The sequence below is a fragment of the Psychrobacillus sp. FSL K6-4615 genome (assembly GCF_038008225.1).
GTDB lineage: Bacteria > Bacillota > Bacilli > Bacillales_A > Planococcaceae > Psychrobacillus > Psychrobacillus psychrotolerans.
This window is the reverse complement of sequence record NZ_JBBOYQ010000001.1, coordinates 1633885-1656877: the sequence shown is the minus strand read 5'-3', so window position 1 is coordinate 1656877 and position 22993 is coordinate 1633885. Positions and strand designations below refer to the sequence as shown.

The following is a 22993-nucleotide window of genomic DNA, read 5'->3' as shown; positions in this document are numbered from 1 at the left end:
AAGTATCTCCCCTCTCCTTATTTTTTCGCAAGTACTTTCTTTTCCTTTTTTTCCACACTCGAAGTTTCCAAAAATGCTTGCATTGCAGCAGCATCGTCTGTTAAGCCTTGAACTTTGAACGATTGAATTTTATCCACCATTTTTTTATAATCATTTGGTACAACTTTCACAAATCGACTAGATGCTTCATCCCAATTGTCTAAGAGATTCATAGCTTTTGTGCTTTTCGTATAATAATAATGATCCATGATTAATTGGCGTACAGCATGTAGCTCATCTGCAGTTTGAATTTGTTCAAACCCAATCATCTCTGGATTACACTTTTCTTTAAAGCCACTCACATCATCCACAAGAACATACGCAATTCCACCCGACATTCCTGCTCCAAAATTCTTTCCTACATCTCCTAATATAACCGCTCGACCACCTGTCATGTATTCACAGCCATGATCGCCAATACCTTCAACGACAACGTCGACACCACTATTTCGTACTGCAAAGCGCTCCCCAGCACGGCCATTGATAAAAGCAGTTCCACTCGTTGCCCCGTAAAGCGCAACATTTCCAGCAATAACATTTTGTTCTGCTTTTCCTTGAATCGGTGCTGTTACGATTAGTTTTCCGCCAGATAAGCCTTTCCCAAAATAGTCATTTACATCGCCGGTTATATACATCGACATTCCTTTTGGTATAAATGCCCCAAAACTTTGGCCAGCTGCTCCTGTAAATCTTAAAACAATGGAATCATCCACTAACCCTCGCGCTCCATATTTTTTAGAGATTTCACTTCCAATTATGGTACCTACTACACGTTCTCTGTTAGTTATAGGGAAATACAATTCTGCTTTTGACTGACTTTCTATTACCTTTTCCAGTTTTGGTAACAATACACGCATATCAAATGATTCATCAATTTTATGATCCTGTAATGTATTCCAAGTTCTCGGACCTTCTGGTTGATATAAAAGAGCCTCTAGATTTAGCTGTTTTGCTTTCCAATGGGATTTAGCACGTTCACTAACTTGCAATACATCGGTTCTACCGACCATTTCTTCCATTGTTCTGAATCCTAATAATGCCATGTATTCTCGAACTTCTTCTGCTACAAACTTCATAAAGTTAACTACATAATCTGCCGTTCCAGTAAATTTATCACGCAACTCTGGATTTTGTGTCGCAATTCCAACTGGACATGTATCTAAATGACATGCTCGCATCATGATACAACCCATTACAATAAGTGGTGCTGTTGCAAAACCATATTCTTCTGCGCCAAGCAAAGCTGCCATTACAACGTCTTTACCTGTCATTAACTTGCCATCAGTTTCTAACACAACTCGATCGCGCAAACCATTTAGCATTAACGTTTGATGTGCTTCTGCAAGGCCTAATTCCCACGGAAGACCGGTATGTTTAATGCTCGTTTTAGGTGATGCACCAGTCCCACCATCGTATCCACTAATTACAATTACATCTGCCGCCCCTTTTGCTACCCCAGCAGCAATTGTTCCTACACCTGATTTTGCAACAAGTTTAACACTGATCCTAGCTGCTCTATTTGCATTTTTTAAATCATGTATTAATTGAGACATATCTTCAATTGAGTAAATATCATGATGTGGTGGTGGAGAGATGAGCCCTACTCCTGTAGTTGAACCACGAACATCTGCAACCCAAGGATATACTTTGTTACCAGGTAATTGCCCACCTTCTCCTGGTTTTGCCCCTTGCGCCATTTTAATCTGCAATTCATTTGCTTGAACGAGATAATGACTCTTAACACCAAATCGACCAGATGCAATTTGCTTAATAGCACTGCGACGATTATCGCCGTTTGCATCCAGTTCATAACGACTAGGGTGTTCACCGCCTTCTCCGCTATTACTTTTACCACCTATTCGATTCATCGCAATAGCTAGTGTTTCGTGTGCTTCTTGGCTTAAGGAACCATATGACATAGCGCCCGTTTTAAAACGTTTAACTATTGATTCGACAGATTCTACTTCCTCTAGAGGAATTTTTTTAATTGCTTTATCAAAGGTCAGTAGATTTCTTAAGAACCCGATACGCTCCTCATTGGCCATTTGCGCATATTGTCTATATAAACCATAATCCCCTCTTCTAGTTGCCCATTGTAGTGTATGAATTGTTTTTGGATTGAAGGCATGATGTTCTCCCGTATTTCTCCATTGAAAATCACTACCAGATTCTAAAGAATCACTAGTCGAAAGAATTGCTTGTTCATGTCTTTTGTTAGCTTCATTCGCAATTGTTGCTAGGTCAATTCCACCAAGTTGTGAAACCGTTCCAGTAAAATATCGTTCAATTACGTCTTTACTAATTCCAACTGCTTCAAAAATTTGTGCACCACGATAACTTTGTACAGTGGAAATGCCCATTTTCGACATTACTTTTACTACTCCATCTGCTATTCCTTTACTATATTTAGCAACTGCATCTGGATAACTACTCGTTATGTGCCCATCCTGTATTGCCTCGGCAATCGTTGCGTAAGCTAAATAGGGATTAATAGCATCTACCCCAAAGCCGATAAGTGCAGCAAACTGATGTACCTCACGTACCTCACCCGATTCAACAATAATACTCACCTTTGTCCGATTACCAGTTCGCAGTAAATGCTGGTGCACATGACTTGCTGCTAACAAAACTGGAATGGTCTGCTGTTGTACCGAAATACCTCTATCTGAAAGTATGAAGAGTGAGATTCCTTGGTCGATCAATTCATCCACTTTTTTGGATAGAAGGTCCAAGTCAATTTCTAAGTCTTCAGACATATTCAGATGGAGTGAAGCAGCAGTAAATGATTTTATACTATTCTTTTTAATATGTGCTAGTTGGCTATTTGTTAAAATAGGTGTTTCTAAGAAAATCCGTTTTGCATTTGACGCATTCGGATGTAGTAGGTCACCTTCCGCTCCAAGCAGTGTCATCGTTGAAGTTACAATATGCTCCCTAATCGAATCAATCGGAGGATTAGTAACCTGCGCGAATAGCTGTTTAAAGTAGTTGAATAAAGACTGGGGACGATCAGATAATACCGCTAAAGGAGTGTCGTTCCCCATCGATCCAATTGGGTCCTTCCCGTCTAACGCTATCGGAATCATATATTTATGCACATCTTCATACGTATAGCCAAATACTTTCTGACGGAATAACAAATCCTCTGGTTGCTCTACTTTTTCTTCGATCGCTGGTAGTTTATACATATTATCTGTTAACCATTGCTGATAAGGCTGCGCTTGAGCCATTTCTGATTTAATCTCTTCATCCGAAATAATTCTGCCTTTTTCCAAATCTACTAATAGCATTCTGCCAGGACTTAGACGCTCTTTATATAAAATATTTTCTTCTTCAATATCTACAACCCCAACTTCAGAGGAAAACACAATATAATCATCTTTCGTAACCAAATAACGCGCTGGGCGTAATCCATTGCGGTCTAAAATAGCACCTATCTGTTTGCCGTTTGTAAAAGAAATTGCTGTTGGTCCATCCCATGGTTCCATTAAACTGCTATGATATGCATAGAAAGCTTTCTTTTCTTCTGTGATATGAGGATTCTCAGTCCAAGGTTCAGGAATAAGCATCATAGCTGTATGGGCAGGAGTTCTACCTGCTAAAACAAATAACTCAAATGCATTGTCTAGCATAGAAGAGTCACTACCATTTGTATCGATAACTGGTAGTAACTTGGTTAAGTCCTCACCAAAGGCTTTGGAAACAAATTGTTTTTCTCGAGCCTTCATCCAATTGATATTGCCTCGCAATGTGTTGATCTCCCCATTGTGAACTATATAGCGATTGGGATGTGCTCGCTCCCAACTCGGAAATGTATTTGTACTATAACGGGAATGTACAAGTGAAAATGCAGAAGTGAATAGTTCATCCTGTAAATCTACATAAAACAAATCTACCTCTTCTGGAGTTAGCAATCCTTTGTAAACAATTGTTTGACTAGAAAGGCTTGCACAATAGAATTTAAGGCTTTGATGACCAGCCCAATGTTCCGCTTGCTTGCGGATAATATATAGTTTGCGTTCAAAAGCTAATGATTCCATTTCATTATTTGCCTGAATAAAAACCTGGCGAACGAAAGGTACTGTTTCCCTTGCTTTATCGCTTAACATGCTTGTATCGATTGGTACTGTTCTCCAGCCAATCAGAACTTGCCCTTCGGCAGCTATCAAATCATTTATTTTTTGTTCGATTAGTTCGCGTTCGTTGGAATCGTTTGTGAAAAATAACATTCCGACTCCGTATTTACCTTTTTCAGGTAAATCCCATTCATTACATACAACACGAAAGAATATGTCAGGTATTTGAACCATTAAGCCTGCTCCATCCCCCGTTTTACCATCGCCACCTCTGCCAGCGCGGTGCTCTAAGCGACATAACATCTCAAGTCCTTTTTTTACGATATCGTGTGTTGCATTACCTTTTATATGTGCGTACAAACCTATCCCACATGCGTCATGTTCAAAAGACGGGTCATACATACCTTGTGCTTGTGGTAGTTGGTGAAATGTCATGTTTATACCTCCCTTTAACCTAAAAAAGTGTCTTAAGAATATTGTATGTTTTCAAAATAATATAAACAATATATAATTTGGATATAAACCATCTAATATTGAGATAGATAAGGAGAATTCGATGGAACTACGCCAATTGAGATACTTTATAGAAGTAGCAGAAAGAGAGCATATTTCGGAGGCTGCAGTCCATTTACATGTTGCTCAGTCCGCAGTTAGTAGACAGATAGCGAATTTAGAGGATGAACTCGGAGTTCAATTATTTGAACGGATCGGTAGAAATGTAAAGCTAACACCAATAGGTAAGATTTTCTTAGACCACAGTGTCTCTGCTATTAAAGCCATCGATTTTGCCAAGAAACAAATTGATGAATATTTAAACCCTGAAATAGGAACTATTAAAATTGGCTTCCCAACAAGCTTAGCAGGCCACTTGTTGCCGACAGTAATTTCTGCATTTAAAAAGGAGCATCCAAACGTTGCTTTTCACTTGCGACAGGGATCCTACAATTATTTAATAGAAGCGGTTAAACAGCGTGAGCTCAACTTGGCGTTTTTAGGCCCACTTCCTCCCAAAGATAGTAATTTAAATAACACGATTCTTTTTACCGAGAATTTTTCCGTTCTTTTAAATGCCAACCATCCCTTTGCGAAAAGAAGTAAGATTCCTCTTATTGATCTTCGCAACGAGGATTTTGTTCTTTTCCCTGAGGGCTATATTATGCAAAAACTAGTGGTCGAAGCATGCAACTCTGTTGGTTTTACACCAAAAATTACCTCAGAGGGTGAGGATATGGATGCGATTAAAGGTTTAGTAGCCGCAGGTATTGGTCTAACACTGTTGCCAGAAAGCACTTTCTATGACTCTACACCTAGATTCACGAAGAAAATCCCTATTGATTTACCTAATATTCGAAGAACAGTCGGAATCATTAGTCCGGCTTCCAGGAATCTATCACCTTCTGAAAAAGTATTTCATGATTTCGTTGTACAATTTTTCTCATTGCTTGGGCAATATCAGTAACCGAACATACATCTTCCTCTAAAAACCATAAAGAACCGGGCATTTTACACGCCCGATTCTTTTATTTTCAAACCTAACATAATGCCCTGCATAAATGCGATTATTTTTTATCAGCATTGGTGGATTCGGCCACTTTTGATAAATAATATTTTTCTTCTCTTGCCATATGATCAGCCATAGATACAGTAAAAGTTCCAAGCACCTCTGCATTTAGTTCCATTTCTTCTAATTCATCTAGAAAAGCTAAAAACAGAGTTATTTCTAACTCTACATTATCATTAAATCTATTTATGCTGGGAACTTGTTGATGTTTGTGCGTAGGTAACCAGTCAATTCAACCGCTTTCAAATAAAACTGTTCAAAATGTTTGGCAAAGATTTCACTTTTTTCTTTTAGTCTTTTCTCTGTGTCATCCATTCGAGCATCAATTGCACCAGCATGACCAGAAGCATCCAGTAGCCAAATTAGATGGTGATGCAATTCATGATAAATAGGTGGTACTTCCCCTTTTTCCAGATAGCTTAATACCAGTTGATATTCTTCTAACTCGTTTACCATATGACTTATAAAGGTAGGCGTAAGGTGAATCCCCATCTCCCCTAGTAAATGCCTTTTGATAATGGACAATTTAAATGATTTTAATTGATCCACATATTCTGCGACAATATTAGCAAAAGAAATCCCATTTGTTTCGTTCAAAGCATTTACTTGAGAAAAAAGTTGATCGAAATGTTTTATGAAATAATTCGCCTTCTCGATGTCCTTCTTTTGAGAAGGATAGAGCGAATCATGAATAAAGCGAGAATGATCTCCTAGCACGCGAAGCCAAAACTGATGTTCAAAGACAGCACTTTTCAAGTAATTATTTTCCAACCATACATCTCCTTTAGTTTCCCTCTACTTCAATTTATTCATCTTATATTGTTTTATTAATAAAATTATATAAAACCGAAATGCCAACAATATATAAAAGCCAATTCTTTAAATGGCTTTTAACATAAATCATAAAAAAACATGAAGATCGCAATTACACGATCTTCATGTTTTAATGGATTACCTAAGCCTTAAAATACACTCAGTTTTTCGTCTTTTAAATCACTGATAAACATGCAACCGGGTGCATGAGTAATCATTATAGAAGGCTTAGACTGCATAGCGACTGCTTGAGGTGTAACACCACAAGCCCAGAAAACTGGCACTTCTCCATCCTTTATCGTAACGGAATCTCCAAAATCAGGCTTCGATAAATCCGTTATTCCAATTGTTCTTGGATCTCCAATATGGATTGGCGCACCATGTACCCCTGGAAATCTGGAAGTAATTTGTGTAGCTCTAATTGCGTCTGCAGAAGACATTGGTCTCATACTTACTACTGTCGGCCCTTCAAAAACTCCTGCTTTCACACACGCAATATTCGTTTTATACATTGGTACATTACAGTTTTCTTCAATATGTCTAATCGGGATACCAGCATCCAGTAGTGGAGTTTCGAACGTAAAACTACATCCAATAAGGAAAGCTACCATATCATCTTCCCAGTAATCAGTAATATCCAAAACTTCCTCTACATAGATGCCATCTTTATAAATCCGATACTTTGGAATATCTTTGCGTATGTCAGCATTTTGAGCAATTGACCTAGGCACAAAAGAACCTATATCAGTTACATCGACCAAAGGACATGACTTAGGGTTTCGCTGACAGAACAGCAAGAAATCATAAGCATATTCTTTCTTTAATATCGCTAGATTTGCTTGTGTATAGCCTTTAGACATTCCAGCTGTAGGACCTGTAACTTCTCCAGAACGTATCAATTCACGTATGTTACTGGGTGACATGGATATATAGTTATTTATACTAATTCACTCCTAACTAGTTAAAAAAGCAATGGAATTTGTTCTATAAGTGTCATGATACCTAAAACACCCATGATTATCGTTACTAATCCACCACCTATCGTCATCCAAAGAGGATGTTTATACTCTCCAACCACTTCTTTTTTATAAGCTCCAATCAGTAAAGTGCCGAGGGCAAGTGGTAAAATTAGTGCATTAAGTGCTCCTACAAGGAGAAGAACGTTTACAGGTCTTCCGATAAAAGCAAATGTCACAGTAGATACAATAATAAATAATATAATTACCCAATTATGGTATTTTTCGATTTTTGGGTGGAAAGAACGAATAAATGAAACGGATGTATAAGCTGCTCCTACCACTGAAGTAATGGCTGCCGCCCACATAATTACACCAAATATTCGATACCCAATCTCACCGGCAGCAAGTTTAAATACTGAAGCTGGTGGATTCTCTGGGTCTATTGCCAACCCCTGAGATACTACTCCTAGAATTGCAAGGAACAAAGCGACTCTCATGATACCTGTAACTGCAATTCCCGTCACCGAACTTTTTGTCACATCTGGTATCGATTCTATTCCACTTACTCCTGCATCCAGCAATCTATGTCCACCGGCAAAAGTAATGTAGCCGCCTACTGTACCACCGACTAATGTAACTATCGCAAAAATACTTATTTCAGAAGGTGCAAATGTTCTTACTATCGCATCTCCTACTGGAGGAGATGTTATAAACGCTACATAAAGCATTAGTAATATCATGACAAAGCCAGCTACTTGAGCAACTTTATCCATTGCTTTACCTGCTTCTTTAACTACGAAGATAAATATAGCAAATACAGCACTTATTATTGCACCAGTAATCGGATCAATTCCGAGCATTGCATTCAATCCTAGACCAGCACCTGCGACGTTACCTATATTAAATGCTAGTCCGCCCATCACAATAAGAATTGCTAAAACTACACCAAGCCCTGGCAATACCTTATTTGCAATCTCTTGACCACGAAGACCAGATACAGTAATGATTCTCCAAATATTAAGTTGTGCAAATACATCTAGTATTAATGAAATTAAAATTACAAATCCAAAGCTAGCTGCTAATTGTTGAGTAAATACGGTTGTTTGTGTTAAAAAACCTGGTCCAATGGATGAAGTTGCCATTAAAAATGCAGCACCAAGCAATACGCTATTCGTAACTTTCTTGTTACTATTCACAGCAATAATATTCTTTTTTGACATCTCTCTCTCCCCCTAGTCTACTAATGAAGATATAGCAATATTGCTGCGCTCTAAAGTTTCTTTAATCTGTTTTGCAAATGCAACCGCATGTTCTCCATCCCCATGGATGCAAACTGTATCTGCTTTTATCGATACCTCCGTATTTTGTTGAGATATCACTATCCCCTCTTTAATCATTTTGACAACTTGTGCAACCGATTGATGCGTATCAGTTATTAATGCATCTGCATGTTGACGAGAAGTTAAAGTTCCATCTTCCTGGTAGGTGCGGTCTGCAAAAACTTCATGAGCTGTCTGTAAACCAATTCTTTCTCCTGCAGCTGTTAATTCACTATTCGCTAGTCCAAAGAGAATTATGGATGGATCCACATCATAAACTGCTTGCGCTATAGCCTCTGCTAGCTCTTTGTTTTTCGCTGCCATATTAAATAATGCTCCGTGAGGTTTTACATGCTGCATCTTTTCATCAAATGTTGCTAAAAATGCTTGTAATGCTCCTATTTGATAAACTACCATGTCGTAGCCTTCTTGGGGAGAGATATTCATTTCTCTACGACCAAATCCGTTTAAATCTGGTAAACCTGGATGTGCACCGATTTTAACCCCATAATCTATAGCTAGTTTTACAGTTTCTCGCATCACACTAGGATCTCCCGCATGAAAACCACATGCTATATTAGCAGAAGTTACATATTTCAATATCTCTTTTTGTTCTCCTAATTGATAACGTCCAAAACTTTCACCTAAATCACAATTTATATCTATTTTAAACATTTTTCTAAACCCTCCCCAGATTTAAAATAAAAGAATCAGCCCTGATTAGTTCCGTAATATGGAACCTTAGTTTTGAAACTTAAAAAAAGTTTACCACAGTTTGATTTTTCTGAATAGATATTATTTTTTATTAGGTTATTAAATATGGTGCAAAAACAAAACTTGTAATTTAAATTTAGACAATTATAATAATTTATATAGTTCGTATTTAAGAACTAAAATACCGCAATTCGAAACTAAAGGAGTTTTTCCAATTATGAATTCTTCCCAGTTAGAAGTCGACATTAAACCTTTAGGCGATTCTGCACTTATCGTTCAGCTTGGAGAAGGTATAAGTCCTACCCTACATAAACTTGTAAAAAGTCTCTCAGACCTGATTTCTACTAATCCCTTTAAGGGAATTATAGAATTCGTACCTGCTTATAATAATATTACCGTGTACTATAATCCTTTTGTGGTACAAAACGCACACAGTGGTTCGAATAGCGCCTATGATAAAGTGAGTAATTATATAAAGAAAATTGTTCAACAAATAACTTTGGAGAACAGAACCAACACAAGAACTGTAACTATTCCAGTTTGCTACGGTGGTGAATTCGGTCCTGATTTAGAGAATGTTGCGTCAGTAAATAACCTAACAAAAGACGAGGTTATTGATATTCACACAAGTAGTGAATGTTTGGTTTATATGTTAGGATTTGCACCGGGATTTCCTTTTATGGGAGGTATGAATGAACGAATAGCAACTCCAAGAAGAGATACACCAAGATTATCTATTCCGCAAGGTTCAGTAGGTATTGCTGGTAAACAAACAGGGATTTATTCGTTAGAAACACCTGGTGGATGGCAAATCATTGGTCGAACTCCCCTAAACTTATTTCTTCCAAAACAGTCTCCTCCCTCACTTTTACAGGCAGGCGACAAAATTCAATTTGTTTCCATTGCGCCTGAGGAATACTTCTTATACGAGGGGTTGAAGAAATGAGTATCAAAGTGCTACACCAGGGATTGCTGACTACTATTCAAGATTTAGGGAGGTACGGCTTTCAAAAGTTCGGTGTTATCGTAGGTGGAGCAATGGATTACTATTCCTTAAGGCTTGGTAATCTCTTAGTTGGTAATACTGAAAATGAGGCTGCTCTTGAAATCACACTGTATGGAACTACGCTTCAATTTGAGGAAGATACACTAATTGCTATAACTGGTGCTAATTTCTTACCTACTTTAAATGATAAGCCTGCACCACTATGGAGCCCGATTATTGTTAGGAAAAACTCGGTGTTAAAATTTCATACAGCTGTAGATGGAAGTAGAGCATATATAGCAATTGCAGGAGGAATTAACATTCCTGAGGTGATGGGTAGTAAAAGTACGTATCTTCGTGCCAATATTGGCGGATTTAAAGGGAGGGCCTTACAAAAAGGAGATGTGCTTCCTCTAACTTCTTCAAAAATCTTCAATAGCAAGACGTCAAAAATTAGGCAGAAAAACAAGGGCAATTGGAGCATAAATTATAATGAGTTGATAAATTTGGGCAAACATCAAATAATTCGAGTAATACAGGGGACAGAATTTGATAGGTTTGATAAAGAAAGTCAATATAAACTTTTGACGGAAGTTTTCACTTTATCGTTACAGTCTGATCGAATGGGATATCGGTTAGAGGGATCATCACTTTCTCTTTCTGAAAACTTTGAACTGTTATCGGAAGGAGTTACATTTGGTACTATTCAGATCCCCCCTAGTGGACAGCCAATCATTCTTATGGCCGATAGACAGACAACAGGTGGTTATCCAAAGATAGGACAGGTAATTTCTGCAGATTTGCCTACCCTTGCTCAACTTCCACCCAAAGCTACTATCCAGTTTAAATTAGTAACATTGGAAGAAGCAGAGCAGGCATTCATTCAAAATGAACAAAAGATACACCTTATCAAAAAAGCGATTAACTTTAAACTATATCCCTAAATTCAAAACCCCCTCATTTTTTATTGAGGGGGTTTAGTGTAGCCTAGCTTATATGAAATTTCGTCAGCAGCCTTCATTACTTTTTGGGCATAAAATTCAATATTCTCATCTTGGTAATTAGCTGCGATACCTGCAATACTAAGCCCACCTACTACTTCCCCTTTAAAGTCCAAAATTGGTGCTGCAATTGCTGAAGTATAATCCTCTAGTTCAGAATGGCTTATTGTATATCCATTTACCCTTGCATCACTTATAGATTTTAATAACTCTTCTTTAGTAGTTATAGTTCCAGTTGCAATTCTTTCAAACTCTGTCTTATTTAGATAGGTCTCGATTTCTTGGTCAGGTAAAAAAGAAAGAATAGCCCTTGCACATGCCCCTGCGTAAAGAGGGCTTCTTCTCCCGACAGCAGTATACAAGCGAACTTTTTGATAGACATCCACTTTTTCAATATAAATTGTTTCATCGCCTTGGCGAACGATTAAATTTATTGCTTCTTTTAGTTCTTTATGTAATTCTTGCATAATATCAAAAGCAATTTGCCTCAAATTTAATCGGGAAGCTACAAGGTTTCCATATGTTAGAAACAATAAACCTAATCGGTATTTTGAATCTTTTCCTTTTTCTACGAAACCCATTTCTTCTAAAGTCAGAAGCATTCTGTAAACAGAAGTTTTCGGTATTTGAGATAGATCAATTATCTCTTGAAAAGTGAGTTCTGAGTTTTCGAGAAACAAGTTTAAGATATCCATTGAACGAACTACAGTCTTATTTTTCATATTATCACCTTCTATTAAAATTATTAGCGATTATTACTATAGTCTATCAGTTTCTTTTTACTTCTATAGTTTACAAGGAAGATACTAATGCCAACCATAACTAAACCGATAATGAGTAAATATGTAATTGGTTCATCAAGGAATACCGCTCCTAATATGACGGCAATAATTGGTACCATAAAAGTGGAGGAACCTACCTTACTTGCTTCACCTTCTCTAATAAGTTTGTAATATACTATTTGTGCCAGAGGTATACCTAATACGGAACCATATGTTAAGGCACTGATATATTTACTATTCCAAACGATATCTGAAAAGTCCTCGAAAAAGCTCCCGAATCCTATCAATACAAAACCGCCTATTATACATTGCATGGAAACCATCCAGTATGGATTCACTCTATTGCTTACTTTTTTGACGTATATAACACCTAAAGCCCAAAAGAAAGCAGTTAATAACCCTAAAATTACACCAATAACTGATACATGGAAAGTCAAACCATCCAAGCTCACAATAACAATACCGATAAAGCCAATTACTAACCCCAAAATCTTTCCAGGAGTCATAAATTCACCGAGCCAAATCCATGCAAAAAGCCCTAATAATACAGGTTGAAAATATACAAGAATGGAAAATAATCCACCCGGTAAATAATTTAACCCGACTGTTTGAATTCCAAAAAATAAAGTTGTATTTAATAAGGCAGAAGTGCAATACAGACGCCAATTCTCACGCCACTTTAATTTATCCCTAATTTTAAATAATATTACTGCTAATAGTAATCCACCCATTGTTGCTCTCATTCCTGCAAATATTACTGGAGGGGTGTATGGTAATGCTAATTTATATATTGGCCAACTGGCTCCCCAAACAAAAATCAGGAATAGGAGCATCATAGTTGATTTATTAAAAACTTTATTCACTTTAAATTACTTCCTTCCAACCTTTTACGAATTCTCTAAAATTACTATACACCTTACGTCCCAAACATGTATGAACATGTGTTCATTATCCATTAGTATATTATACCTCCACAACTATTCCTAGATTGAAATATCAAAAGAGACCGCTAAATATTTAGCGATCTCCTTTCAAAAGTATTATCTTTTTAACTTACAATAGCATTTGCAACAACTAACATTATTAATGCTGTAAACCAGGCTAAAGTTGTTGGAACAGACCAAACAAGAATTTGTTCTTTCAATTTAGTAATACCAAGCATACGGTTTACAACCCAGAACATCGAATCATTAAAGTAAGAGAACAACATGGCACCTAAAGCAGCTGCTTGTGCAGCAAGTGCTAAGTTAACATCTAAATTTACTAGAATTGGCGCAGAAATGGATGCTGCAGTAATCATAGCAACTGTCCCACTACCTTGTATTAAACGTACAATAGACGCAATGAAGAAAGGAACTAATATTGCAGGTAATGGTAATCCTGCAATAATTTCAGCAAGATAATCACCAGTTCCACTATCACGTAAAACAGTACCTAGAGCACCTCCTGCACCAGTAACCAGCAAGATAATACCCGCTGTTGTCATACCTTCTTCCATTCTTTCCAATGCTTCTTCACGCTTCATGTAATTAGCCAATCCGTAAATTGCAGCTACTAATCCTAAAGCCAATGCAATTATCGGTTGACCTAGGAACAACACATAGTCCCATACACCACCGGTAATCTCTAAAGCAGATAAAGTAGTATTAAAGAATATCAAAATAATAGGTAATAAAATTGGGAAAAAAGATTTAAATAAAGAAGGTAGTTCTTTTTCACGATCACCCGACGCTGCTAAGAAATCGTTATACACCATATCTGATGAATCTTTACGAACAAAACCATCACCATTTTCTTCAGGAAGTTGATAGATTCGTTTTCCTATCCACTGCGCGTACAATACACCTACAATAATGATTGGCACTGCAAATATAAGGCCCCATAAGATCATTTCTCCTATATCTACACCAAAAATACCTGCAACCCCTAATGGTCCTGGAGTTGGTGGAACTGCATGGTGAGTTGCCACCAAACCAATTGCAAGTGCGACTCCAAGAGTAACTACTGATTTTCCAGTTTTACGTGATAAAGATTTAACTAAAGGATTTAAAATAACAAACGCTGAATCTACAAAAATCGGAATGGACACTATATAACCAGCAATAGCCATTGCCCATTCTTCTTTTTTCTTTCCTACCAAACGTATTAATGAATACGCTAGTTTTTCAGCAGCACCAGTAACTTCTAAAATACGACCCATCATGACACCTAAACCTACTACTATACCTATTGAAGCTAGTGTATTACCAAAACCAGAAGTAATCGAATTTACTACATTTAGTGGCTCCATCCCCCCTACTAAACCAGTAATGGATGCTGCTATGATTAAAGCTAAAAATGCATGAATTTTTGTTTTTAACACAAGTAAAATTAGAACAGTAATTCCTATTACTAGCCCTAGTAACATTTGCAATTCTAATGTCATCCCCATGAAACCCCTTTCAATCCTCTGTTTTTAAAAAAGGAAAGTATAATACTTTCCTTCTATACTAATTACTTATAATGATTCACGAGTAAATTTCGGTGCATATTCAGCAGCAAGTTTAATACATTCGTACATGCTTACCTCAGATGCAATGTTTTTCCACGCTATATCAAATGCAGTACCATGATCAACAGACGTACGTAGGAAAGGTAGACCATTTGTAATAGATATTGTACGATGGAAATCCGTCATTTTCGCTGCGATATGACCTTGATCATGATATAGAGAAAGAACAGCGTCATACTTACCATTTAGTGCTTGGAAGAAAACTGAATCTGCCGGTACTGGACCGTAGGCATCAATTCCATCTGCTTTCGCAAGTTCGACACCTGGTTTAATTTCTTCTACTTCTTCCATACCAAATAGTCCACCCTCCCCTGAATGGGGGTTTAATCCTGCGACTGCAAGCTTACGACTCTCAACTCCTAGACGTTGTAGAGCTTTATCACATCTATTTAAATAATCACGAACTCTTTCTTTCGTCATTTGCGTAATTGCTTCTGCAACTGACACATGTCTTGTTAAGAAGAATATACGCATTCCTTTTACTTGGAACATTGTTAGTGGATCTGGAGCACCACCTAAATCTTCAAGCATTTCTGTATGACCGATATAAGGAACCTTTGCAGCTTTTAATGATTCTTTATTGATCGGAGTAGTTGCAATTGCTTTAACTTCGCCAGCCATTGCAAGTTCCACTGAGCGTTTGATAAATTCAAATGCTGCTTGTCCATTTTGTGCCGAAACCTCTCCTGGCACGAAATCTTCCATATTAATATTTGCTAAGTCCATTACATCTATCGTCCCAAACTCATAGGAACCTTCTGCTGGTGATGAAACGACACGAACTTTTAAATTTACACCAGTTACTTCTATTGCTCTACGAAGTATATTCGCATCCCCTACAACTAGAGGTTTACACATTGTGTAAAGTTCTTCTTTTGCTAAAGATTTAACTGTAATTTCAGGTCCAATACCTGCCGCATCTCCCATAGGAATTGCAATAATTTCTCGAACTGTAGTCATATCCTAAACACTTCCTTCTTCTTTTTTGTTTGTTAAGAATCTTACACACTTATAAATAGAGTACTTATCCCCTACCATGCCACCTTTAGTAATTACAGGAATGCCATCGAAAGCTCCTCCTATAAAATGACCATATGCCGCTAAAGGAAGTACTTCATCCTGCAAACCAATAGCCTGCGCTTCACTGACAGAGCATAGAGCTGCTGTCACATCGCCACCACTGGAAAACATTCCATCAATTGCATGTTCTGTTTGGTCAATAACACTATGAGTAACTCTAGCCAAACCTTCCGTTAAGCGCTTGGCAAGCTTTTCTTCTGTTACTCCTTCTCTAACAGCTATTTCTTTTAAATCTAGTTTCCCTGAACCCGGTGCATACGTAGTGATGATTAATACTTCTTGATCCTCTAATTTAATGATTGCTTCCTTCATCGCACGCTCTATTTCTTCGTCCCACGTACTAGTAGTAGAAGCTAATGCCTCCGTATTGACATAAACAGGGTCAGCATTTTTCTTGTCTATCAGATAATTTAGTTGTCTTCCAGTTAAAGGAGTTATGCTACCAACCGTTACGATGAACTTATTCGTCAAGACATGCTGATGAGCCATTAAACGACTATAAGATGCGGATAATGGACCTGGATCCACGGGCACTAAAACCACTCCCTCAATTGCTGCCATCGACTCTGCTATATGATCAATGTCTTCATTTGTCACAGCATCTACAACAATAATCCGATTTCCAGCTTCTATTTGTTTCATCATTTCCATTTGAATACTATTTTTTCCCTTTAAAACTCTCCCTAATCCTATGTGGGAAACTGGATACTGACTTTGCTCTATCATTATAGTAGGCACATGAGAGATTGTAATTGGATTCATTGGATCCTTCGCAACGTCCGTAGATTCAACTGGTACACCATCTATTAATAGATAGCCCCCAGATACGATACGTCCTGAATCTGGATAGGATGTAACAACTACTGCCACACTATTTTTTCCTATTGCATCTAATAATGTGTCTGTTTCTACTCCAAGGTTTCCACGTACCGTACTATCAATGCGCTTACAAAAAATACTTGCCCCCCATGTCGAAAGCTGTTCGTACGCATTCAACACTCTACTTTGTGCAATACTTGGTGCACAATATCTACTATCTGTGTCAACACTAATGGAAGTAAAACCACCCGTTTTTGGCACCTCTCCCCCAAAAACTGCAGTAGCACTATTGAACCCATTTTTAGAAAGGAGAACTCCAGTTGCATTAGCACCGGTTAAATCATCTGCAATAATTCCAACTTTCATTTTTTCACGCCCTTAATAAAGGTAGTCATTTCACTGTAGATTTCTTCTACTTCTTCTGGAAGTGTTTGATCTGTTATGATAGCTGTCACGCAATCGATATCCGCTATTTTAGCAAACGCTTTCTTTCCGAACTTTTGAGCATCCACTACTAGATAAACTGATTCACTACTATTAATCATTTCTCTCTTTATAGAAGCTTTTTCAAAAGTAGCAGATGTAATGCCTAGTGTTGAATGAACTGCATGGGCACCTAAAAACAAAATATCTACATGGATTTCTTTTAACATATTTTCTGCATATGTTCCGAAAACTGCCCCTACACCATTTTGAATTTTTCCACCTAACATAATGACTTCCACTTTGCTATCCATCAATTCTGCAGCTATTTTAATGTCATTTGTAACAATTGTTAAATTTATTTTCTGTTTTAAACGTTTGGCAATTTCAAAATTAGTAGTACCAGAATCGAGAAAAACTTTCATACCATCTTTTACAAGTCCTATAGCGATTTCAGCAATTTCTACTTTTTGTGGATGAGCTTCAGAAATTTTTTGAATATAGCTCTGTTCGGCAATAATAGCCTCGGGTATTGCAGCTCCACCGTGAGTTCTTATCAATTTCTTCTGTTTTTCTAGTTCATCTAGATCACGACGAATGGTCATCGCAGATACATCTAGTAAATTTACTAAATCCAAAATTTCTACTTTTCCATTTATGGCAAGCTCTTCAATGATGCGTTTCTTTCTTAATATCGGAGTCATACAATTCTCCTTTTCATAAAAACGTTTACTATGAACATATTATGTTCGATTCTACCAATAAAGTCAATATATTTTGTTTAATTTAAACTTTTAATGTTAATAACGAACATTAAACCATTTATAAAACAATTTAGAATTATCAATATTAACTAGCATTTTAGCGATGTAGTGTGATAAACTATATTAATCTTTTAAATGAAATTGGAGGTACACCGCCTTATGCAATTAACAGATACGAAATCAATACAAGTGGAGAATGTCCTAATTGCACATCAGTTTTTAAAAGATGTCGTCTATCATACTCCCTTACAAAAAAACGAGTATTTATCAGAAAAGTATGGAGCAACTATTTATTTGAAACGAGAGGATTTACAACATGTCCGCTCTTTTAAATTACGTGGGGCTTACTATAAGATTAAAACAATTGAGACAGAAGCAAGGGAAAAAGGAGTAGTTTGTGCAAGTGCTGGTAACCACGCACAAGGTGTCGCTTACGCATGTGCACAACTCGGTATCATCGCAAAGATTTTCATGCCTTTAACCACGCCCTCACAAAAAATTGATCAAGTGAGAATGTTTGGACGTGAATTTGTGGAAATCATTCTAGCCGGTGATACATTTGATGATTCCGCAGAAAGTGCAACGGCTTATGCAGATACGGAGGATAGAATTTTCATCCACCCATTCGATGATCCGGATATCATTGCGGGGCAAGCAACTGTTGCTGTAGAAATAATGAATGATATTGATGTTCCTATAGATTATTTGTTTGGTAGCATTGGTGGTGGAGGCTTAATATCTGGACTATCTACTTATATAAAGAATGTCTCTCCTTTCACCAAAGTAATTGGGGTTGAACCTGAGGGAGCTGCAAGTATGCAGGCTGCTTTCCAAAACGGAGGTCCAATTAAGCTAGATTTAATAGATAAATTTGTAGATGGAGCAGCGGTAAAATGTGTTGGTAATCTCTCTTATGAACTAAGCAAAAAGTACGTGGATGATATTGTTCTTGTACCGGAAGGAAAAGTTTGTACGACGATATTAGATTTATACAACAAGCATGCAATTATCGCTGAACCTGCTGGTGCTCTATCCGTAGCAGCATTAGACTTTTATAGGGAAGAAATCAAAGGGAAAACTGTAGTTTGCGTCATAAGTGGGGGTAATAATGATATTGGGCGTATGCAAGAGATTAAAGAAAAATCATTAATCTATGAAGAGTTACTATATTATTTCATCGTCAAATTCCCTCAAAGAGCAGGAGCATTACGTCAATTCCTGGATACGGTTCTTGGACCAAATGATGATATTACCACTTTTGAATATACAAAGAAAAACAATAAAGAAAGTGGACCTGCACTTGTCGGCATCGAATTGAAAAACAAAGAAGACTATTCTGGTATTCTTTATCGTATGAATGAGAATGGGTTTTCCTACAAAGAAGTAAATAAAGATAGCACTCTATTTGAATTACTTATATGATAAAAACCTGTGTAACATCAACGTTTATAGCGTTTGATGTTACATTTTTTAATATACTAATATAAAGTGTATAAAAATCTTCACACCTCTATTCTAGCAATATTTTAATCTGTTTGATATAATGATTCTTGTATTATAAATATTCTAATCTAGGGGGAAATTGAATGTCAGAAAATCAAAACAACAACAATAACAAAATGACAACTGCAGCGGGCGCGCCTGTAGTAGACAACCAAAACTCGCAATCAGCTGGACCACGTGGCCCATTATTATTACAAGATGTATGGTTATTAGAAAAACTAGCACATTTTGATAGAGAAGTAATTCCTGAGCGTCGTATGCATGCAAAAGGATCTGGTGCTTACGGTAAATTTACTGTTACTCATGACATTACACAATATACTTCAGCAGCTCTTTTCTCAGAAATCGGTAAAGAAACTGAAATGTTCGTTCGTTTCTCCACAGTAGCTGGTGAACGTGGAGCAGCAGATGCTGAACGTGATATCCGTGGATTCTCTATGCGTTTCTACACAGAGCAAGGTAACTGGGATTTAGTTGGTAACAACACTCCTGTATTCTTCTTCCGTGACCCACTTAACTTCCCAGATTTAAATCACGCTATTAAACGTGATCCACGTACTGGTATGCGCAGTGCAAATAGCAACTGGGATTTCTGGACATCATTACCGGAAGCACTTCACCAAGTGACCATCGTAATGAGTGACAGAGGACTTCCAAAATCTTACCGTACAATGCACGGATTTGGTAGCCATACATTCAGTATGATCAATGCTAACAATGAACGCGTTTGGGTTAAATTCCATATGCGCTCACAACAAGGCATTGAAAACTTAACTGATCAAGAAGCAGTTGAAGTTGTTGGTGTGGACCGTGAAAGTCACCAACGTGACCTATACGATAATATCGAAGAAGGCAATTTCCCGAAATGGAAAATGTACATTCAGGTAATGACAGAAGAGCAAGCTAACAACATGCCTTACAATCCATTCGACCTGACAAAAGTTTGGTATAAAAAAGACTTCCCTCTAATTGAAGTTGGAGAATGGGAACTTAACCGTAACCCTGAAAACTATTTTGCTGAAGTAGAGCAAGCAGCTTTCACACCTGCTAACGTTGTACCTGGTATTAGCTTCTCTCCAGACAGAATGTTACAAGGTCGTCTATTCTCTTATGGTGATGCACAACGCTACCGTTTAGGTGTAAATCATCATCAAATTCCAGTTAACACACCAAAATGCCCGGTACACTCTTTCCATAGAGATGGAGCAATGCGTGTGGATGGTAACTTAGGTGGTGCATTACCTTATGAGCCAAATAGTTATGGAAAATGGAAAACTCAACCTCAGTACACTGAGCCACGTTTACCACTTCATGGAGATGCTGGAATTTGGGAATTCCGTGAAGATGATGATAACTACTATGAGCAACCAGGTAAACTATTCAGATTGATGAGTCCAGAAGACCAACAAGTTCTTTTTGATAACACAACACGCAATATGGACGGCGTAGAAGAATTCATTAAGATTCGTCACATCATTCACTGCTATAAAGCAGATCCTGCATACGGACAAGGTCTTGCAGAAGCAATGGAAATTCCGTGGGGCAATATCGAAGCTGCAATGGCTTAATATATCCACTTAATAACATAGCTTTACTCACAGAGTGGTTAGTAGTAACTTAGGTTACTACTAACCACTTTTTTATATAGTTAAAAACCCTCTAGAATGGCTCAAACTGAACAATACTTACGAAAAGGAAACGTTCATCTATTCGTGACTCATTAAACAGACAAAAAGAGCAACCCATGGCTGCTCTTTTTGTTGTTTAGGACGATAATAATGCTCGATCACTTGTTAACTTTTGGCCACGAATACGTTGGAACTCTTGCATTAGCTTTTCAATGGTTAAGTGTTTCTTCTCTTCTTCCCCAACCTCTAATATTATTTGTCCTTTATCCATCATGATCAAACGATTACCTAAGTCTAATGCTTGCTGCATATTATGAGTAACCATTAAAGTGGTTAGATTATCTTTTTTGACAAGCTTTTCGGTCAAATTAGTTATTAGTTCTGCTCGAGAAGGATCTAAGGCAGCTGTATGCTCATCTAGCAATAATATAGAAGGCTTTGTAAATGTAGCCATTAACAATGATAATGCCTGCCTTTCTCCACCTGAAAGCAGTCCAACTTTAGCGTTTAATCGGTTTTCAAGATTTAAATGCAAGCTTTCAAGTGAGTGAAGGAAAAGTTCTTTCCTCTGTTTATCAACTCCAATTTTCAAGCTTCTTTTTTTATTTCTAGAAAAGGCAATTGCTAAGTTTTCCTCAATTGTCATGGTTGGTGCAGTACCAGACATTGGATCTTGAAACACTCTTCCTATCAACTTGGATCGTTTAAATTCGGGTAATTTTGTCACTTCTTCTCCATTAATATAAATTTGGCCAAAGTCGGGAGTCAATGCCCCAGAAACCATATTTAACATGGTAGATTTACCCGCACCATTACTTCCAATAACGGTAACAAAGTCACCAACATTTAGCGTTAAATTTATACGATCTAATGCAATTTTCTCATCTGCAGTACTCTCATTGAAAATTTTGTTAATATTATTTAATTTAAGCAAGGTTCTCACTCTCCTTACTTCTATTAAGAGCTAAGACTTCCGATTCACGCAATGCATGTCGTTTTGCTTTCCTGCTCTTTTCACGTCGTTTTTCGAAGAACTGAGGTAAAATGAGCGCTACAATTACGATAAATGCAGTAATTAGCTTCATATCTCCTGCATCCAAGAATTCTACGCGAAGCGCTAATGCTAAAACGATACGATAAATGATAGCACCAGTGATTACAGCAATAGTTGTTCTAACGATTGTTTTCGTACCGAAAATTGCTTCTCCTATTATGACGGAGGCAAGTCCGATTACTATCATTCCAATACCCAACCCTATATCAGCAGCTTTTGTATACTGAGCAATTAAAGCTCCAGAAAATGCAACAAGGGCATTGGAAATACCTAATCCTAATATGACAAGCGTATCTGTATTTGCTGAAAAACTGCGAATCATTTTCTTGTTATCACCGGTTGCACGAATTGCTAAACCAACTTCCGTTTTTAAGAACCAATCAAAAATAAATTTTATTATAACTATTAAAATAGCTACAATTACTAGTGTCCCCCAAGTTTTAGGAACATATTGAACACCTAAAGAAGTTAAGAATCCATTAATAGTATCATCTATACCTAAGCTTCCCCACCAACTGAAAAATTGGCTAAATATAGTTCCTTCATTCATCAAAGGGATATTAGGTCTTCCTACAGAATTCTCAATTGTAAAACCCATTATCCTCAAATTGATGGAATACAAAGCAATCATCATTAATATTCCCGACAGTAGTGGATTAATCTTCCCTTTCGTGTGTAAAAACCCTGTCATACATCCTGCTAGGAATCCTGCAAATATAGCAACGAGTGTTGCAATAGCAGGATGATAGCCTAACACTATCATCGCCGCTGCTGTTCCTGCTCCTGTTACAAAGCTTCCATCAACCGTCAAATCAGGAAAATCCAACACTCGGAAGGTCAAATAAACACCGAGAGCCATAAGTGCATATATAAACCCTTGCTCAACTGACCCAAAGATTGCTGTAAACATAAAACATCAAAC

17 protein-coding genes and 1 pseudogene are annotated in these 22993 nt (G+C 37.3%); 5 read left to right on the top strand and 13 right to left on the bottom strand.

Annotated features, from left to right (window positions below):
* Positions 1-17 precede the first annotated feature (17 nt).
* Entirely contained in the window at positions 18-4550 is a 4533-nt protein-coding gene (gene gltB / locus MKX53_RS07960) for a glutamate synthase large subunit (RefSeq protein WP_340910451.1), read from the bottom strand.
* 121 nt (positions 4551-4671) lie between these two features.
* On the opposite strand from gltB, the gene MKX53_RS07955 reads away from it, so the two are divergent.
* On the top strand, positions 4672-5574 hold the full coding sequence (locus MKX53_RS07955) for a LysR family transcriptional regulator (RefSeq protein WP_340769038.1): 903 nt from the start codon (positions 4672-4674) through the stop codon (positions 5572-5574).
* Between the two features lie 100 nt (positions 5575-5674).
* Here MKX53_RS07955 and MKX53_RS07950 read toward each other — a convergent pair.
* From MKX53_RS07950 to pxpA, 4 genes and pseudogenes are all read right to left on the bottom strand, one after another.
* A pseudogene (locus tag MKX53_RS07950) lies at positions 5675-6447 on the bottom strand (DUF2935 domain-containing protein).
* A gap of 191 nt (positions 6448-6638) precedes the next feature.
* Positions 6639-7412 carry a putative hydro-lyase gene (locus tag MKX53_RS07945; RefSeq protein WP_340910449.1) on the bottom strand — a complete coding sequence of 258 codons (774 nt, stop codon included), beginning with the start codon at positions 7410-7412 and terminating at the stop codon, positions 6639-6641.
* 38 nt (positions 7413-7450) lie between these two features.
* A complete protein-coding gene (locus MKX53_RS07940; RefSeq protein WP_340910447.1) occupies positions 7451-8668 on the bottom strand; it encodes an NRAMP family divalent metal transporter in 1218 nt (405 codons plus the stop codon).
* 12 nt (positions 8669-8680) lie between these two features.
* Positions 8681-9442 (bottom strand): 5-oxoprolinase subunit PxpA, encoded by a 762-nt coding sequence (pxpA, locus tag MKX53_RS07935; RefSeq protein ID WP_340910445.1) that lies wholly within the window; start codon positions 9440-9442, stop codon positions 8681-8683.
* A 256-nt stretch (positions 9443-9698) separates the two neighbouring features.
* Between pxpA and pxpB the strand changes: the two genes are divergently transcribed.
* Positions 9699-10427, top strand: coding sequence for a 5-oxoprolinase subunit PxpB (gene pxpB / locus MKX53_RS07930; RefSeq protein WP_340910442.1), 729 nt, complete (start codon positions 9699-9701; stop codon positions 10425-10427).
* On the top strand, positions 10424-11410 hold the full coding sequence (locus tag MKX53_RS07925; RefSeq protein WP_340910440.1) for a 5-oxoprolinase subunit C family protein: 987 nt from the start codon (positions 10424-10426) through the stop codon (positions 11408-11410). The genes pxpB and MKX53_RS07925 overlap by 4 nt, the downstream gene beginning before the upstream one ends.
* 20 nt (positions 11411-11430) lie before the next feature.
* On the opposite strand, the gene MKX53_RS07920 is transcribed toward MKX53_RS07925, so the two are convergent.
* From MKX53_RS07920 to MKX53_RS07895, 6 genes are all read right to left on the bottom strand, one after another.
* Complete coding sequence (locus tag MKX53_RS07920; protein WP_340910437.1) at positions 11431-12189, bottom strand: IclR family transcriptional regulator; 759 nt, start codon at positions 12187-12189, stop codon at positions 11431-11433.
* 23 nt (positions 12190-12212) lie between these two features.
* Positions 12213-13112 carry a DMT family transporter gene (locus tag MKX53_RS07915; RefSeq protein WP_340910434.1) on the bottom strand — a complete coding sequence of 300 codons (900 nt, stop codon included), beginning with the start codon at positions 13110-13112 and terminating at the stop codon, positions 12213-12215.
* 185 nt (positions 13113-13297) lie between these two features.
* Complete coding sequence (locus MKX53_RS07910; RefSeq protein WP_340910432.1) at positions 13298-14674, bottom strand: GntP family permease; 1377 nt, start codon at positions 14672-14674, stop codon at positions 13298-13300.
* Between the two features lie 72 nt (positions 14675-14746).
* A complete protein-coding gene (gene pdxA, locus MKX53_RS07905) occupies positions 14747-15760 on the bottom strand; it encodes a 4-hydroxythreonine-4-phosphate dehydrogenase PdxA (protein ID WP_340910430.1) in 1014 nt (337 codons plus the stop codon).
* A gap of 3 nt (positions 15761-15763) precedes the next feature.
* Complete coding sequence (locus MKX53_RS07900) at positions 15764-17065, bottom strand: four-carbon acid sugar kinase family protein (RefSeq protein ID WP_340910429.1); 1302 nt, start codon at positions 17063-17065, stop codon at positions 15764-15766.
* On the bottom strand, positions 17062-17826 hold the full coding sequence (locus MKX53_RS07895) for a DeoR/GlpR family DNA-binding transcription regulator (protein ID WP_340762144.1): 765 nt from the start codon (positions 17824-17826) through the stop codon (positions 17062-17064). Before MKX53_RS07895 ends, MKX53_RS07900 begins: the two co-directional genes overlap by 4 nt.
* Before the next feature lie 219 nt (positions 17827-18045).
* Here MKX53_RS07895 and ilvA point away from each other — a divergent pair, with 219 nt between their 5' ends.
* Positions 18046-19308 (top strand): threonine ammonia-lyase IlvA, encoded by a 1263-nt coding sequence (gene ilvA / locus MKX53_RS07890; protein WP_340910426.1) that lies wholly within the window; start codon positions 18046-18048, stop codon positions 19306-19308.
* Positions 19309-19472: 164 nt separating this feature from the next.
* Entirely contained in the window at positions 19473-20957 is a 1485-nt protein-coding gene (locus tag MKX53_RS07885) for a catalase (RefSeq protein WP_340910424.1), read from the top strand.
* A gap of 196 nt (positions 20958-21153) precedes the next feature.
* Here MKX53_RS07885 and MKX53_RS07880 read toward each other — a convergent pair whose 3' ends face one another.
* Together MKX53_RS07880 and MKX53_RS07875 are read right to left on the bottom strand one after the other, a co-directional pair.
* On the bottom strand, positions 21154-21951 hold the full coding sequence (locus tag MKX53_RS07880) for an ABC transporter ATP-binding protein (protein WP_340910422.1): 798 nt from the start codon (positions 21949-21951) through the stop codon (positions 21154-21156).
* Positions 21944-22981, bottom strand: a complete 1038-nt coding sequence (locus tag MKX53_RS07875) for an ABC transporter permease (protein WP_340910420.1) — start codon at positions 22979-22981, stop codon at positions 21944-21946. Before MKX53_RS07875 ends, MKX53_RS07880 begins: the two co-directional genes overlap by 8 nt.
* Positions 22982-22993: the final 12 nt, after the last annotated feature.